The sequence below is a fragment of the Streptomyces sp. NPDC031670 genome (assembly GCF_055580545.1).
The window spans coordinates 1-15,728 of the sequence record NZ_JBVILC010000034.1; the positions used below are offsets into that span (position 1 = coordinate 1).

Here is a 15,728-nt window from a genome sequence, read left to right on the forward strand (position 1 = left end):
CGCACGATCGGCAATCCCCACCCTCCCCACTTCATCCACATTTGAACGAAGTGGGGAAACGGAGCGAGCCTGGGGAAATTCGCAGGTTCCCATCAGCACTACGTGGTGCACCACCAGAACACTCTGTATGACGCGACGGTCCCCGCCGCCCTCTACGTCGCCGCGATCCTCACTGACCCGCGAGCAGGTCTGCCCGTCGACAAGCAGCCCCATGACGTCCCTGGCCCTTTGCGCGCCGCGCTGTTGGGCTGGCTGTGCTCCGTCGCCGACGCGGCCAGTGACGACGCCGCCGCGAGCAGCCGCCGCTGCGGCTTCCCCCCGGAGGACTACCCCCCATTCGTCCAGACCTGTCTGCTCCGGCCCTTGCTCTACTCCGCGGTCGCAGCCTTCCTCGATGCCCCCGACCCGCACGTGCGCGAAGCCGCGGTCGACGCATGCATTCCGCTGCTGGACGACCGACGCCTGACCCGGCACCGACAGAGACTGGTCCCGCTTCTCCGGAATCCGCTGGCGGTGAGCGAGGTCTGGCAGTACCGCGAACGGGCAATCGCGACGCTCGAAGCCTGGGGCGAGGACGTCACGGACCTGCATCCAAAGCGAGACGCCTTCGCGGTCTGTGATTCCCAGGCCATCACTCCAGCATCGCCGACCGCGACGCCGGACATCCCCTGGAACAACGCCGACGATCTGCCCTTCTGACCCCATCCAGCTCCGGCCGAATATCGTCCACGGCGCCCAGGCCAGAGCACGCCGGCCAAGGGAAGAGCATGGCGGCCCCGGACAGGAGGCACACTGGCGACGAACGGCCGGAGCCAGGGCCCATGGCCTGCTCAACAGGCCGGACACCAGGCTGCTGAAGACACGCCGTGAACGAACCAACGCAGGCCAGTCGCTCTGCCACCGGAGACCGGCTTCCTTCGCCCTGAACGAACCCGCCCAGGCCGGGGGAGTCGTACTCGTCCAGCTCGGACAGGCTGCGCACGGGGAGTAGTAGGCCTTGATGCCGACTGGTCGCTCGTAAGCCCGCCACACCGGTTCCACCCTACTCTGCTGGCCTTCCCGCTCAGCGGGCATGATGCCTGCGTGGCGACAAACCTTGAGGTCTTTGCGGACTACTTCCAGATCTACGTCATGGATGACGACTCTGCCGCAACCGGGACCGGCGTCGGTGATGTGTGGACCGAGCGGGCCATCCTCGACGGGCTCGGTGTCGGTGACCACGCCTTGGCTTTCTGTACGGCTGTCAACGGGGCCGTCGACGTCACCATCGAAGTCCTCACGGCCCGGCCGGACGACGACAGTGACTTTTTCGACCACGTCGTCGAGGCCAGCTTGAACCTGGCCTCGGGACGGCTCGTCGTACTGGGCTGTACCGACTCTGTTCCCGACGCGGCACGCCTCGGCATGCCCGCCGGATGGACGCGCATCCGCACCTCCCGGCGGAACCTCGAAGCCGCTGCCTTCCCCGATCCCGACAGCGAGGACGAGCCCGACGCCAGGGAAGAAATCCGGATACAGACATGGCCGGCGCCGCCCTCCCAGCCCGACATCACCAAGCGATGGGCACGGCCAGACGCCTAGACCGCGCGTGCCCCAAGCGCGTGGAAACGCACGTGACCAAGAAGGGCAGCAACGGTTCAAGGCCCCTAGGTGTGGCTATACGGCGGACCACCCGTTGGCGAAGCCGCACTGGAGGTCCGTCCAGCGGCCCAGCGGCGCAGGGTCGTGGCTGGGGTAGCCGAGGCGCCCCACGCCCTCGACCCAGCGGTTTTATGGACCGTCGGGCTGGGTGAAGCGGTCGGCGTAGTGGGTGGCGAGCCGGGCGTCGAGGTGGAGAAGGGCGCCGAGGGCGGCGGCCTGGTCGTAGTGGAGGTCGGTGCGGGCCAGGTAGTGGTCGAGGTAGGCGGTGAGGATCTCGCTGTCTGTCCAGCCCGGACATCGGCGCAGGACACTGCCTTGTACTGAGCGGCTCCCCGCCCTGCGCAAAGCCCAATGCATCTCAGGTGGGCTTCTTCTGTGGGCCACCTGGAACTCAGACGGCCTGATAGACCGCTACAGGGCCAGGTAGAGCGTTTAGCGCCGGGACCGACGAGCTTGGCCTTTCGTAGTCAAGTACCTCCCAGGCACCGCGCATCGAGTCCGCCGCAGATATGGGTCTGGCGGCGGAGGGGGGCAGAACCCGTCTCTAAACCCCTGTTGAATTCATACACGGGCCACGGTGGTGGCTTGATGCGCACCAGGGCTCTGGCTTCGCACAAGACTGTCAGTGCCCGGTGATATGTGTTGGTCCATGAATGTCGATCAGGCTGATCCGGCCGAACTGGCCCTGCTGCGCACCGCCTTCGAGGACGCAGGCTCTCCCCTCGGCTGGGTAGCGGTACGCGCCTTCGAGGCGGAGCACGGCATCGTGCTGCCCGAGCCCTACCGCACGTGCGTGGCGGAGATATCCGACGGCTGCGAGCAGGGGCCGCCTCAATACGGCCTTCTCCCCCTCGCTGGCATGCCCGGCGACTGGGGTGCCGGCCGCGACGAGCGCAAACTCGCTCTGCCCTTCCCGTTGTCGGAGGGATGGATGTGGGACGCCGATGACGACATCGACTCCGACGATGTTCCAGAGGCCGTCTTCGACCATGGGTCGGTCGTGCTGGGCACCGACGGCTGCGGCATGTACTGGCATCTGGTCGTCTCCGGTCCGCAGCGCGGCCACATCTGGTGGATCAGCGGCGAAGGAGCGGCTCCCTTCGGCGGCGACACGGGGATTGTCAAGGGCGAACCGGGCTTCGCCGCCTGGGTCGCGCACTGGGCGAGCGGCAAGGACTGGTACGACGAGGACTGAAAGGGCCTGACTTTGAATCACGCCCCAGGTGTGGAGACACGAGGGGCAAGGTCGCCCGTCCGCTGGACGCACCTCTGTTACAAGGCCTTGCGTGTCGCCGAGCCCGGGCCGCTGAGGAGTTCGTCGATGAGCTGCGTGGTCTCGATCTCCAGTGAGCAGTCAAGAGCCTGGTTGACCTGTTGTACACGGGTGATCGCGGTGTGCAGCCCAGAGCGGTTCCCGCGTGCGGCCTCGAGCCTCATCCAGTCGCGGTAGAGCAGCTCGGCCGAGTCGTCTACATCGAGTCCGGTCGCGACGGCCTGGCGTGCGGCGCTGAGGTCGTGCTGGGGGCCGTGGGGGATGCGGTAGGTGGCTACGGTGTGTGCGACGTCGATGATCCGCGTGATCATTTCCTGCTGGTAGGGCTCGGCCCACGGCAGGGGCCGGCCGCCGAAGGGCCTGCCGCGCACGAGTGTCAGCGCCTTCTCCAGGTCCGCGAGACCGGATGGGCCCAGGGGCAGTGCGCGCTCGACAAGCTGGAGGAAACGCGTCCAGTCGCAGCGCACGCCGCCAGCGAGCTTGTAGGGGTCTGCACCCGACTTGCGGCGTGGCACATAGAGAGTGCCGGAGGAGTCGCTGCCCAGGGAGCTGCGCAGGCCCCGCATCCGCGCGTTGAGGGTGCTGACTGACCAGGGGCTGAGGGGGGCCATGTCCACACACAGGGCATCTGCATGGCGACCGGGCCGGAAGTACAGCAAGGCGGCCAGCTGGGAGATCCGCGGGCCGTGGCCGGTGCTGTCCACGCCCGTCACCTCAACCGGCCCCAGGACCCGGATTTCCGGAGCGTGCAGGTCCTGTGCCTCGGCGTCTTCTCCTGTCAGGGCCGTGGGTTCCGTGGGTGCGTGCCTGGGGCCGTCACCGGTGCCGGCCTCTGGCGCGTCGGCGGAGGCCGCAGCGACCGGGGGTGTCGCAGCCGGCGGTTGCGCTGTCTTGCTGCCCGGGCCCGGGGTGGTGTCGGGCCTGGGCGATGGGGCGGCGGGGGAGAGGAGGCGTAGCCCGCAGGGATCGGTGCTGGCGGCGAGCAGGGCCGGGAAGACCTCGCCGCCTACCTCCGTAGCCGCCGCAGGCGACGGGGGTGAAGCGGAGGCGGGCGCGGTGGATTCCTCGTGCGCTGCCTGATCGGGCTCCGGCATCGTGTCGAGCTCGTCCGGGATGTTCTCCCAGGGTCCCTCGGCCGGGTGGGGCGGCTGCCCGGACACCTTCAGGGCTGTGGTGATCTGCGCGTAGGCGGCGTGCTCCAGGCGCTGCACGGTGATGCTGGTGTTGGCGGCGTCGAGGTGCTGCGGGTCGCTGAGGGAGGCGTTGAGGATCTCCGCCTCGGGGAAGGACGCGGCCGCTGTGTTCGCCGGGGCGATCAGCGTGAGAGGAACTGTCCCTGCCCGGCCGATGAGGTCGGCGAGTTGCCAGGCCGTGTCCTCGTCCAGGGAGGAGGCGCACAGCAGGAGATACGGCTGGTGCTGGGTTTCCGGCATTTGGTGCGCTTCCAGCAGGCGTTCGCCCAGATCGCGCAGCGCGTGGGCGGGCTGGCGCATGTGGGCGATCCGCGTGGTGGGCAGCAGGTGCGGCAAGTCCTCGCCGAACCCCACGGTGATGATCTCGACTTCGCTTGCCCACGGGCTCATTCCGAGTTCCAGGGCGAGGGAGGTGCAGACCTCGGTGATGTGGACGGGGTTGCCGTCGAGCAGCAGCACGGGCAGTTGTGTGAGGTTGAGCAGCAGGAGGTCTCCCGTTTCGGTGCTACCGATCGTGACCAGCCCCGGGTATGGGGCGGGGACGTCGTGAGCGTCCTGTTCCTTCAGGAGGACGGCATCCGAGGGCAGGGCCCACCATCCGTCCTGTCCGGCGGCGAAGGGCGCCGCGGGGTCCTGGGCGGGATCCTCGGGCAGCACCTCTACGGCGCGGGTACCGAGCCGGGCAGCCCGCAGGGGAGGCAGGATCGTGTCCGTTTCCCGGGCCGCCTGGTGTGCCAGCGTCCGCAGGGCCCTGTCCAGGCGGGCAGCACCGCCCGGCTCGGCGGCCTGCGCCAACTGGGCCTCGGCCATGGACGTCTGCGACGCGATGGCGATCGTCTCGCCGGGCTTGCGGCGGCGGCGCTGCAGTGTGCGGCGCAGGGCAAGAGCACCGGTGATAGCGGCCGCCAGCAGGGCGCCGGCCCCCAGGACCGTGCGCAGGTCCAGCAGGCCTTCGGACCGCGCCACCGGTGACTGTGACGCCGTGGCGGCGGGGGAGGGGGCAGCGGAACTGGACGGCGTCGCCGACGCTGACGCAGAGGCGGCGTCGGAGGCGCTGCTGCCCGGCTGCGGCCGTCCTGAAGGAGCAGGGGAAGGGGGGCTGTGTGCTTCTCGGGGCGGCTCGGCGGGACGGCGGCTCGCTGTGCTGGGTGCCGGCGGCGTTGGCGCTGCTGTCGCGCTGCGGCCCGGGGCTGGCGCATCTCGCACGTCACCGCCGGGCGTCTGCTGGGCGCGGGGCGTCTTCGGCGTTGGGGCAGTGGGGGCCTGCCTGCCCGACCCATTGCCGTCGTCTTCGCGCTGCGGCGGACTGGAATGCGGGGGGCGGGTGCCGGGCACGGTGACCTGCTGCCCCGCGTAGACCCGGTCCGGGTCGGTGATCTTGGGCAGGCCGTCTGGCTGCGGCTTGTCCTGACTGGCGTCAAACAGCTCGGGCCACTTGTCGCCGTCGCCGAGTTCCTCTTGCGCGATCTTCGACAAGTAGTCGCCCGAGTGCACCGTGACGACATGCTCGGGGTTCTCGGAGACAGCCGCCGGCCCGTCACCCAGCTGCGTTTGGACGCCTCCTGGAGCGCCGGTGGTCGCGGGCATCGTCAGCTGCCAGCCGGGCTGCAGAAAGCTGTTCGCGCGAAAGACAACGCCGTCAGCCATGGGGCGGCCTTCGTTCAGGCGCGCAATCTCCCGCCACCGCTCGCCCTCTCCCAGCTCGCGCTCGGCGATGCCCCACAGGCTCTCCGCCGGCCGCGTCTCGCGCACGGTGTACGTGGGCGACGTCGGTGTACCAGCCAGGGTTGCGGGGGAGACCTGGTCGGCGTCGGCCTTCTGGCCGCCGTTGTCTGCCTGGCCGGGCAGCAGGCTCGACATGGTGGACTGTGCGGCCTGTGCATCGGAGGCCAGGGCCGAGCTCGTGGGCAGCAGCACCAGGATGCTGCCGATCAGGAGAGCTGCGGCGCGCTGCGGGGCACCCATCCCACGTGGGGCATGCCAGGTCCGGCCCCGTACCTGCGCGGTCAGCTCGCGTGCGGCGCAGAACGTGAACTGCGCCCACCCGACCCAGGCCATGAGCACGAGCACGAGCACGAACAGGCCGCCGGTGTCCTGCCGGTCCAGGAGGTGGGCGAGGTCATCGTGGGTGGCAGCCCAGATGACCGGGGTTGCCCAGGTGAGCAGCAGCGGCAGTCCTGCGACGACCGCCGTCAGGACCAGGAGACTGAGCACGGCCGACAGGACCCGTGTCAGGGTGCGGCCGGCGGCTGCGGAGCGAGTGGTGGAGTGCATCAGTTTCCTTGGGGGGCGGTGACGCCATGAAGGAGGGTGGCCTTGCCGTGGCCGGTCACCGACAAGGAGCCGATCCCGACCACGGGCAGGAACTTTGTGGTGTAGGAACCGGTGACCGTGACATTCAGCGTCTTGCCGTTCCCGGAGATGCTGACGGTGCCGGTGGCGCCAGCTGAATTCAGGTAGGCCTGTGCGGCAGCGGCTGCCGCCTGCGGATCGACGGCAATGGCGGTGCCGTTGATGGCGCCGGTGGGGTCGATAGCCTGTCCGCCGGCCCGGGCGGCCTCACCGGCGATGTAGTCGGCGCGTTCGGTGGCGCGCATCTTGCTGCCGCCGTCGACGGCCAGGCCGATGATGCCGATCAGCGCGACGACGCACACGGCAACGAACACGGCGATGCCTCCGCGGTCGTCGCACCGCATCTGCAGGGACCGACGCACGATCATCAGGCATCTCTCTGTCGGTACCGGTCCACCACGGAGGTCGCCGTCGACGTGATCGTCTTGGCTCCTGGCACGCCGGGCAGCAGGAGGTCGGACAGATTGACGGTGCAGGTCACGGTCACGGTGACCGTGCCGACTTGCCCCACGGGCACGGCGAGACCACCGGTATTGACGGTGACGTGGGTCGACGCGCAGGTGATGCCCTGGTCGTCGAGGGACTCGGCAGCCGCGGATTGCGCGGCGCTCTGGGCGGCGGCCATCGTGCGGTGGATGGATGCCTCCCGCGCCGCGTCCTGGGCCGCGGCGTCGATCTTTGCGCCGGAGGTGAGGATCCGGCCGCCCGCGATCGCCAGGCACAGGAACATGATCAGCGACGGGAGAATGATGGCCGCCTCGATCGCGGCACTGCCTTCATCACCGCGACGTCCGCGTCCGCGGGCAGGTCCGCGGGCAGGAGGGAGAACGGAGCGCACGTGATTCACCTCCCCGCGACCGTCCAGCGCTCTACTGGCCCGGATGCCGACTGCCTGATGTGCAGGCCAGGCACTCCTGGAATCATCGACAGGGCAGTTCCGGATACCCGCACCCGCACGCGCTGCCCATCGCTGCTGGCCGCGACGCTGTAGCCGCGCAGGCTGTCACCGGCGGTGCGCCCCAGGACGTGGCGTGCCTGGGCCGCACCGTCAGCTGGGGTCGACTGGTAGGCGCGGGCGGCGGTCAGGCCCTCGCGGGCGGCGGTCAGGGCGATCTGCCGGGCGTAGTACCACATGGAGGCCTGGATGACGGCGGCGGTGGCGAGCAGCACGAAGGGGAAGACAATCGCCATCTGGATGCTGGTGTCCCCGCGGTCCTCGCGCCACCGCCGCCCCTGCCACCATTGCGTCAGCCGGGCGGGCGGGTTCATCACAGGCCGCCGATTTTTCCGTTGTACTTGGCGATCACGACGGCGATGGTCCCGGCGATCAGGACAGCACCGGTGACGGCGGCCACCCAGATGATGACGGTCGTAATCGAGATGTCGCCCCGGTCCGGCCGGCGCGCAGCTTCCTGGAGGCTTTCCCGCGCGCGCGTGGTGAGCCAGAGCACAGCACGGCGGCTGCGGACTGCGATGTGCGTCATGTTTCCCTGCCTTTTCGGTCGTTGAATGAGTGGGAGGCTCAGACGGTGAGCATGCGGATCACCGCGGGGAAGGCCATCAGCAGCATCACCAGGACGGCCAGGAGGGCCCCCGGGGCGGTCATCTTCTCGCTGGCCGCGTTGGCTTCGGCTCCCTGATCGGCGAGCAGTTCGGCGTTGAGGGCGGCGGTGCGGGCCCGCAGTGCCTTGTAGACGGCGGCGCCGTCGGTGGCGCTGCCACGCATGATGTCGGCGACGTCGTCCAGGACAGGCAGGTCGTACTGCGCGGCCAGTTCCGACAGCGCCTGATACGGCGGGATCTTTTCCAGGCGGGCTCGGCGCAACGCGCCCTGCAGGAAGAGAAAAGGCCAGCCCTCACCGACTGCGGCGGCCTTCTCCAGCGCCTCGGCGGGACCGGCATCGGCCGCCCGCTTGAGCGCGACCAGGTCCAGGTAGGCGGACAGGGCATGGGCGAACTCCACCCCCGCCCGCTTGGCCTGGTCCCGCACCGCCAGGTCGGGCGTGATGAACAGCAGGGCCGCGACGAGGAGTCCGGCGCCTGCGGGCACATAGAACGGCAGGCCGACGCCCGCGATGATCCACGGAACCGTCGCGATCACCGGGCAGAGCAGACCCATTGCGGCGAGCGCGGTCTTCTTCAGCATGAACTGGCCCGGACCCAGTCCGAGCAGGGCCAGAGCGGTCGTGGGGACACGCACACCCGGAATGCGCTCCAGGCGGGCCAGGAGCCACCGGCCCCAGACCTCCTCGCGCTCCAGGTGCGGCTCGGGCACCGCCAACGCAGCGGGGGCAGTGCGCTTCAGGGCCGGTGCCAACGCGGGCTGCGGCAGGAGAAGTTCCCGGATCAGCAGCGCCACGCCGGCGCCGACCGTGCCGCCGGTCAGAACAACGGGAAGCAGGTTCACCGCTCACCTCCTGCCGGCTCGGCGACGGGCAGGTCCGGCTCCGGCGCGGACGCAGGGAGCCGGACGGTGCTCGTGGGGTCACTGATCAGAAAACGCGGGATACGGCGGAAGGCGCTCAGCTGCCGCATCAGCGCGAGCGTGGCGACGAACCCGGCCACCAAGAACGCCAGCACCAGCTGCCCCAGCAGCGTGGCGTACGGCCTCGTATAGGACGGCACGAGGAACCCGCCGACGACGACGCCCACGGTGATGATCGTCATCCACCGCACCGTGGTGCGCGGCTTTGCCCGGTCTGCCTCGATGGAGCGTTTGCGGGCGACTTCGTCGCGGACCGTGCCTGCCAGGTCCTCCAGTGCCTGCGCCAGGCCCGGTCCGCGGTCACCCGCCGACAGGATCAGCGCGGCGACGACCTTGTCCGAGGTGACGTCGTCGAGTTCCCCAGCGAACGCCCTCAGCGCCTGCTCCGGACGCCAGCCCAGACGCAGCCGGTCGGACAGCGCAGTGATCTGCGATGCCAGCTCCTCAGGCGCCCCTTGGCGGCTGGTCATCATCGCCTGTTCCAGGCCCATGCCCAGACGCAGCAGGCCGGCCAGGCGCTGCGTCCACTCACTCAAGCCTTCCAACTGGCCGATGCGTTCCTTGGCCATCTGCGCCGGGGTGACCAGCCACGGCACGCCCATGACTGCGGCACCCAGGAGCAGGGCGCCGACGAAGTTCCCGGAGACCAGCCACACGAGCGCGAACACCACGAAGGCACCAACCGCCAGCGTGCCCTGCCGCAGCCGGGCACTCTCGTTCCCGCCGCCGCGCAGCGCCTGCCACCGGTGCCGCAGCGGGGCCCGGCGCGGCGCCGCGGTCCCGACGAAGCCCGCCACGATACCGACCAGGCCGCCAACGACGGCCATGCCGCTCAACACGGCCCACACAAACGCCAGCGTCATCGGCGCACCCCTACCTTCAGTGCCATGGGGGCGCTCCACGCCCCGTAGGGCTGCTGCAGGAGGCTGGAGTCGAAGCCGACGCGGCGCAGGTCGTCGATGCAGCCGGGGTCCATCCGCGGCACCGCCCGCAGCTCGCCGAACTCGGTGCCGGGGGAGAAGATCTCGTTCGTCGCGGGCCGGCCGTTCTCACCGATCCCGGTCAGCTCCAGGACGTGGGAGACGTAGCGGTGGCGACGGCCGCCGATCTGTGTCTCATCGGTCATGTCGACGAAGACCACGAAGTCCAGACCGTTGGCGGTCTGCCGGTAAGCGAGCTGCTCGGACAGGTTCTCCTGGGCCAGCGCGTACAACTCGGCGATCCGGTCGAACACGATAGATGCCCGCCGGGCGTGGATGGTGCACAGGTTGCCGCCCGACCCGTTCGTCAACGCCTGCATCATCGCGACGACTTCCGGGCCGCGGACCTCGCCGACCACGATCCGGTCCAGCGACATCCGCAGCGCGGGATGCATCAAGTCCAGGAGCGTCACCTCACCGGCGCCGCGCCCTGCGGCGTCCTTCTCGCCGTTGGACTCACGGCCTACCAGGGAAACCACCTGGCGGTGGTAGCCGTTGGCGTGGGCGAAAAGCTCGTCCTCGGTCTGGATAGTGGCAAAGCGGCACTCCGGGTCGAACTCGCGGAGCATCGCCCGCAGCAGCGTGGTCTTCCCCGCTTTCTGCTTCCCCGCGATCATCACATTCTTCTCGGCGCGTACGCACGCGCCGAGGAATTCCCGCAGGACCGAGTCGATGGTGCCCAGCCGTACGAGGTCGTCGAGACCGGCGTGGGCGACGCGGTGCCGACGGATCACCGCATACGTCATCGGACCGAGCCCGGTGATGGCCTGGAGACGGGAGCCGTCCTGCAGGGACAAGGCGAGAGTGGGACTCGCGGTGGAAATGGTGCGCTCGCTGTGCCCGGAGCCACGGGCCAACTCCCGCAGCAGCTCAAGCAACTCCTCCTCAGAGTCGGCAATCGGTCCGACCCGGTGGCGCTTGCCGTCGCCGTAGTCGAGCCACACCTCATCCGGGCCCTGGATGATGATGTCCTCCACCCGCTCATCGTCCAGATACGGCTGCAGACGCCCCGCCCTGAACAACAGGTCATAGACGGCTCGCCGCAGCGCCTCATCCTCCTGCGGCGCCATCGCCTGCGCGTCCGACCACAACGCGACAGCCTCGTTGATCCACTCCAGACAGCGCTGCTCCTCGCTGGCCCGGTCCATGCCCGGCGTGGTTTTCAGCAGTTCCTCACGCTGTTTGGCGACCTGGGAGGCAATGGTGCGGGCCGTTTGGTAGGAGACGGTGGCCCCTGGCGCTGTCGTGCCGAGCACATGGGCACTCGAGGCAGCACCGGCAGGTGCAGGCGTGCCGTTGGCCGGCTGCGTCGGTGCGTGGGGCAGCGGTGCCACTGTGGGGTCGGGATGCAGGGGCCTAGCGTGCATGGGTCACTTTCCCCTCTGCCGTACCCAAGCCGCGTGGATCGAGGCGGGTCCTGCGCCTGGCGGCGTGCTGGGCCAGCAAGGTGCTGGCCGTCGCCGCGGCCTTCATCAGGGACGAGCGGGTGAAGTGACGTGGCTGCTCGGCTCCGTCGGACAGCACGCGGGCGTCCTTCGGCGCATACGGGAGTGTGGCGATCACGGGCACCTGCAGAACGCGCTGTACTTCGCCTGCGGGATACGGGCCCTCGTTGATCATCAGCACACTGATGTCACCGACGGACTCCTCCAAGGCGCGTACCCGTCCCTCCGCCGCCTGCAGGCAGCGGAGGGTGTTGCGGACCACCACAAACACGGCGTCGGCCTGCTCGACCATGACCGCGCAGGGCCCGTACGCCCCTCTGCGGCCCAGGTCGATGAGAACGTCGTGGCCGCTTTCTGCCTCGATGCCGCGGAACATCTGCATCAGCATCTTCCAGACCGAGACCAGGCTCGCCGCCTGGGAAGGGTCGGTGACACCAGGCAGCAGCAGCCGATCCCGCGGCGACGCTTGCGTGCCGTCGTCACCGCTCAGGTCGATCAGCTGCCGCCAGAAGGCGTCGCTGAACTCGCCCTTGCGGGCGGCGACGGACAGGTTGCGCAGCCCGTACCGGTCGCCAAGCGTGCCTTGCAGCAGGCCGTGCAGCACGGCTCCGCCGTCCGGGTCGCACTCCGCGAGGATCATCTTGCGGTCCGCTGCGAGCGGCCACGACAGGAGCAGGGCGAGGGCGCTCGTGGTCACTCCGGGTGCTCCGCTGCAGCCTGCGAGCGCGATCACAGCCATCAGCGGCCGTCCGGAGCAGCCAGGACCAGGCGCAGCGCACCGGCCGCCTCCCATGCGGCGGCCGTGGGGCCGTAGGCAGCGGAGGTGGCGACGTCGACCACCACGATCCCTGTGCCGGGGGCGGCGCCAGAGGCCTTCACGACCCGGCCGTCGATGGTCTTCGGAGCGGCATCCGACGACTTGCCCGTGTCAGCGGCGCCCTGGGCCGGGACATGGACCAGCTGAACCTTCTGTCCCGGCACGAGAGCGGTGGCCGGGATCTGCTTGGGCTCCAGGCCGATCGGCACCAACTGCTCGCCGGCCTGCACCAGAGAGTCCTTCGTCACCTGTGTGAGGGCGAGTAGGGAGCCGGGCTTCAGTTCCACCGCAGCTCGCTTGCCCACCACCGACTTCAGATCGTCGGCGCGCACGGCCTTGACGGCCGGGTCCAGGGCGACGGACGCCTTGCCGAGGTCTGTCTCGGTGAGGACCTGGCCGACCTGGACGTCGCGGACCACGGTCACCACGTCGGTGCGGTGACCGGCCTGAAGCAGCAGGACGGCAACGCCGGCGCCTCCCGTGGCGATCAGCGCCACCGACAAGGCGATGATCCCTGGTCGCCGTCTGCGAGCCGACACCCGGGGCGGGGCCACCGGCCCGGCAGCCCGTCCCTGCTGGAGAACTCCGTTCGAGCGGGCGGTGTCTGCACGTTCTTGGGTCTTGCTCACCGTTCTGTCCTTCCGGGTGCGTTACCTGACGACCTGTACTTCGCCGACCGCCACCTGCACGTTGGTCTGCCTGACCTCGCTGAGCTGGCCGGCCTGTCCGCCGCCCTGCCAGTTGATCGTCCATGTCGAGGTCGCGGTCACCGGGAACTTGCCGCTTGGCGCACTGGCTGAGGTCTTGGAGTACAGGTGTCCGCACGTGGGGGACTGGGCCATGTCCTGGGAGGAGGCGTAGGGCGTGCCGGGGCCGTTGCAGGTCACAACGGAGCCATCGCCCATCACCCACACGATCCTCGACACCTTCGCGGTCGCGGTGACGGTGACCCCGCCTGCCGTGGCCGACGCGGTGTTCGGTCCGTAGGTCGTGGCGCTCTGGTTGACCCACATCCACATCGGGACACCCACGGTGTATTTCCCGGCCGCGTGCGGGCTGGCGATGTCCGGACCGAGCAGGGTCATGGAGTCCACGGCACGCTGAGCCAGCACCCGGGGATCGACCTGCGGTGCCGGAGCCTGGCCCAGGGGCACGACAACGAAGCCGTCCGGGTTGTCCTGGCCGCCGTCCGTGCACCCGTAGAAGTACAGGTCGTTCTTCGTGGGGTCGGTGCCCTTCCACCCCGGCCATGCGGCGGGAGGCTTGGGATCGACCTTCTGGTACGCGCACTCCGCCTTGCTGTCGCCCTTGCCGTCGCCGCCGCCTTGTGAGCCACCCGCCTGCCCGCCATTGCCGCCGGTTTCGCCTCCGACGCCGACATCGACGCAGAACTTGATGACCTGGCACTTACCGGCACCGACGTCAGGGTCATCGCTGGCGTGAGCGACACCGGCCGAGGCCAGGGCGAGGGCGCCGGTGAGTGCGGCGAGGCGACGGATCAGCAGGCTCGCTCTTGAGCAGTCAACTTCGTGACCATCCACGTCTTCCCCCACTTTTCAAGCGTTGCGGTGCTGACGTATTTGATGAGCCGCGTCGTGGGCAGCGGGACCGGCCTCTTCGAGGCCTTGTCGATCAGGATCCAGTGCGTCGTGTCGATGCAGTCCGCGACCGTGACTGTGGGGATCTTGGCCTCGCTCACCTTCACGACCTTTGGACTGATCACCGGCTTCCCCGTGGTCACCTGCCCGGCCTTCCGCATGACCTCGAGGTCATGCTCGATATCGAACAGCGCTCTCAAGGTGGTGTTCTTCTTCAGATCGGTGCCCGTCTCGGAGGCCTTGCTGTAGGCCTCGACCTGCGCGTCCCAGGATTTGTTGTACGCCGCAAGGGCAGCGGCGCCCTCCGCGCCGGCAGCGGCGCTGGCCGACGGTGAGACAGGAGCCGGAATAGTGCTGGGCTTCGACGATGGCGCGCCCGAGTCGCTGTCGCTGCAGCTGGCCAGCGCCAGCAGGGCGCCGGCAACGAGCAGAGCGGTTACGTGCCTCCGGGCGCGAACCGCAGCGCTGAGGCCCGATGAACGTGGTCGTGCAGCTGTCACGTTGACTCCCCGTGCGACGCGGTGCGATGGGCCGATGCAGCCGGCCTCCGACATCTGTGGGCCTGCAACCGCGGCCCGTTCCAGCCAAGGCGGTCCGTTTGCGTGACCGCAAGATTACGCATATGCCAGCCCCTTCCCAGCTTGATATTGGAGCCCCCTCGTGCAACTCGGGACATATATGGTCACTTTCGCCGTTGGATTTCGATTTGTAGCGCCGTTCCTTTGCTGTGCCGGGTCGAATCGACTGTGTACGTCCGCTGTGCGTACAAACGAGATACCGACGCGTCGGTTCTTCGGGCTGGCTGGTGACGCCGACGGCGGGTGTCACAACTCGGTCCACGGCCGCGGACCACCGCCCGTCAGTGGCACCCAGACCTCACTCGTGGGCCCCTGCTCTTCGAGGTCGTCCAGGACTGCGGCACCCATCGGCACCTGCCGGGCCAGCGCGCCCACATAAGGGTGCTGAGCCACCATGGCCTGCAAGTCAGTGATCCGGTGGTCCAGGACGTACCGGGAGGCGCCGGTCAGGACGAAAAGCCCCCTCGGGAACACGGGGTACCAGCGCAGCCACACCTCCCCGAGAGCGGCTGGCTGCCGTGAGCGGGGCCGGCCGACGGGCTGCGGCTCGTAGGACCAAACCCGGGCGTACTCGATCAGCTTGGAGGCGAGCCGCTCACTGCCCATGGCCGCCCGATCGACCTCGTCGAACGCCCGCAGCTTGGTGCGCTCCTCACCCTCGACGAGGGTGTAGTGCATGACCGCGTCTGCGATGACCCGCTCGCCGTCGCTCAGAGGGTGGGCGACCTCCGGTGTCCAGTCCAGGTGGCCGTGCTCGTCACCCCGCTCACGGGCGTCGGCGACGAACGCGAGGTGGGTGCGGAGCACCGTCAGAGTGTGGGGCGTCTTCATAGAGGCTGCTGTGGCTGAGCTGATGGGGTAGGCGGGACGGCCGCGCAGGGCGGGGAAGTCCCGGGTCAGCCGGGCACCTTCGCTCGTCAGGTACCAGGCGCGGGACCGGTTGGACTGCGGCAGCACGGTGTAGTCCACGAGGCCGTCGCGGCGCAGCTGGTTCAGCGGCGCCGAGACGGTCTGCCGTGCTGTGCCGGGCCAGCGGCCACACGGTGATCACGTCGACGTCGAGGGTGACGTGCCGGCCGGGGAAGCGACCGCGCACTGCGCTCGGGTTGTCGAGGTCGAAGTCGCCGTTTCCGTGGACTGTGCACGCGTCCCCGACGTAAGAGAGGTCCTGCATCCGGTCGGGCCACTTGCCGCCCAAGGCTGGTTCTGTAGTGCGAATCGGACTAGGAGCGTGCTGCATGCGGCGTCTCCTAACGTAGGTGCCCAGCGTGGAGGTTTCAGGGTGAGTCCATGTTGCGTAGCAGTAGACTATATATTCGCGTAAGCAAATCTCAAGGGGTTTGGGGTCTAGTTGCAAGGCTGCGAC

Annotated in this window: 16 protein-coding genes and 1 pseudogene; 3 read left to right on the forward strand and 14 right to left on the reverse strand. The window is 69.1% G+C overall.

Annotation, left to right across the window (positions count from 1 at the left end; all coding sequences use genetic code 11):
* Positions 1–102: 102 nt before the first annotated feature.
* Positions 103–699 carry a hypothetical protein gene (locus ACZ5ID_RS34995; protein WP_468906273.1) on the forward strand — a complete coding sequence of 199 codons (597 nt, stop codon included), beginning with the start codon at positions 103–105 and terminating at the stop codon, positions 697–699.
* 384 nt (positions 700–1,083) lie between these two features.
* The gene (locus ACZ5ID_RS35000) at positions 1,084–1,581 is read left to right on the forward strand and encodes a hypothetical protein (RefSeq protein ID WP_468906276.1); all 498 of its coding nucleotides are present in this window, start codon (positions 1,084–1,086) and stop codon (positions 1,579–1,581) included.
* A gap of 189 nt (positions 1,582–1,770) precedes the next feature.
* Here the strand turns inward: ACZ5ID_RS35000 and ACZ5ID_RS35005 are convergent, their stop codons facing one another.
* Positions 1,771–1,998 (reverse strand): DUF6000 family protein, encoded by a 228-nt coding sequence (locus ACZ5ID_RS35005; protein ID WP_468906278.1) that lies wholly within the window; start codon positions 1,996–1,998, stop codon positions 1,771–1,773.
* Positions 1,999–2,290: 292 nt separating this feature from the next.
* Here ACZ5ID_RS35005 and ACZ5ID_RS35010 point away from each other — a divergent pair, with 292 nt between their 5' ends.
* Positions 2,291–2,836 (forward strand): SMI1/KNR4 family protein, encoded by a 546-nt coding sequence (locus tag ACZ5ID_RS35010; protein ID WP_468906281.1) that lies wholly within the window; start codon positions 2,291–2,293, stop codon positions 2,834–2,836.
* Between the two features lie 77 nt (positions 2,837–2,913).
* Here the strand turns inward: ACZ5ID_RS35010 and ACZ5ID_RS35015 are convergent, their stop codons facing one another.
* The 13 genes and pseudogenes from ACZ5ID_RS35015 to ACZ5ID_RS35075 form a co-directional block, all read right to left on the reverse strand.
* On the reverse strand, positions 2,914–6,381 hold the full coding sequence (locus ACZ5ID_RS35015; RefSeq protein ID WP_468906283.1) for a LysM peptidoglycan-binding domain-containing protein: 3,468 nt from the start codon (positions 6,379–6,381) through the stop codon (positions 2,914–2,916).
* A complete protein-coding gene (locus ACZ5ID_RS35020; protein ID WP_468906286.1) occupies positions 6,381–6,827 on the reverse strand; it encodes a pilus assembly protein TadG-related protein in 447 nt (148 codons plus the stop codon). Before ACZ5ID_RS35020 ends, ACZ5ID_RS35015 begins: the two co-directional genes overlap by 1 nt.
* Positions 6,827–7,297: a TadE family protein gene (locus tag ACZ5ID_RS35025; protein ID WP_468906289.1), complete on the reverse strand. Its 471-nt coding sequence runs from the start codon at positions 7,295–7,297 to the stop codon at positions 6,827–6,829. The genes ACZ5ID_RS35020 and ACZ5ID_RS35025 overlap by 1 nt, the downstream gene beginning before the upstream one ends.
* A 5-nt stretch (positions 7,298–7,302) precedes the next feature.
* Positions 7,303–7,728, reverse strand: a complete 426-nt coding sequence (locus ACZ5ID_RS35030; protein ID WP_468906384.1) for a TadE family protein — start codon at positions 7,726–7,728, stop codon at positions 7,303–7,305.
* Positions 7,728–7,943 carry a hypothetical protein gene (locus tag ACZ5ID_RS35035; protein WP_468906291.1) on the reverse strand — a complete coding sequence of 72 codons (216 nt, stop codon included), beginning with the start codon at positions 7,941–7,943 and terminating at the stop codon, positions 7,728–7,730. The genes ACZ5ID_RS35030 and ACZ5ID_RS35035 overlap by 1 nt, the downstream gene beginning before the upstream one ends.
* A gap of 38 nt (positions 7,944–7,981) precedes the next feature.
* Complete coding sequence (locus ACZ5ID_RS35040) at positions 7,982–8,866, reverse strand: type II secretion system F family protein (protein ID WP_468906294.1); 885 nt, start codon at positions 8,864–8,866, stop codon at positions 7,982–7,984.
* Positions 8,863–9,807 (reverse strand): type II secretion system F family protein, encoded by a 945-nt coding sequence (locus ACZ5ID_RS35045; RefSeq protein ID WP_468906297.1) that lies wholly within the window; start codon positions 9,805–9,807, stop codon positions 8,863–8,865. The genes ACZ5ID_RS35040 and ACZ5ID_RS35045 overlap by 4 nt, the downstream gene beginning before the upstream one ends.
* Positions 9,804–11,291, reverse strand: coding sequence for a CpaF family protein (locus tag ACZ5ID_RS35050; protein ID WP_468906299.1), 1,488 nt, complete (start codon positions 11,289–11,291; stop codon positions 9,804–9,806). The genes ACZ5ID_RS35045 and ACZ5ID_RS35050 overlap by 4 nt, the downstream gene beginning before the upstream one ends.
* Positions 11,281–12,108, reverse strand: a complete 828-nt coding sequence (locus ACZ5ID_RS35055) for a hypothetical protein (RefSeq protein ID WP_468906301.1) — start codon at positions 12,106–12,108, stop codon at positions 11,281–11,283. The genes ACZ5ID_RS35050 and ACZ5ID_RS35055 overlap by 11 nt, the downstream gene beginning before the upstream one ends.
* Positions 12,108–12,698 (reverse strand): SAF domain-containing protein, encoded by a 591-nt coding sequence (locus ACZ5ID_RS35060; protein WP_468906387.1) that lies wholly within the window; start codon positions 12,696–12,698, stop codon positions 12,108–12,110. Before ACZ5ID_RS35060 ends, ACZ5ID_RS35055 begins: the two co-directional genes overlap by 1 nt.
* 138 nt (positions 12,699–12,836) lie before the next feature.
* Complete coding sequence (locus tag ACZ5ID_RS35065; protein WP_468906304.1) at positions 12,837–13,739, reverse strand: ATP/GTP-binding protein; 903 nt, start codon at positions 13,737–13,739, stop codon at positions 12,837–12,839.
* On the reverse strand, positions 13,685–14,284 hold the full coding sequence (locus ACZ5ID_RS35070; protein WP_468906306.1) for a hypothetical protein: 600 nt from the start codon (positions 14,282–14,284) through the stop codon (positions 13,685–13,687). The genes ACZ5ID_RS35065 and ACZ5ID_RS35070 overlap by 55 nt, the downstream gene beginning before the upstream one ends.
* 324 nt (positions 14,285–14,608) lie before the next feature.
* Positions 14,609–15,391: pseudogene (locus ACZ5ID_RS35075) on the reverse strand (replication-relaxation family protein); the annotation flags it as partial.
* Between the last annotated feature and the right edge of the window lie 337 nt (positions 15,392–15,728).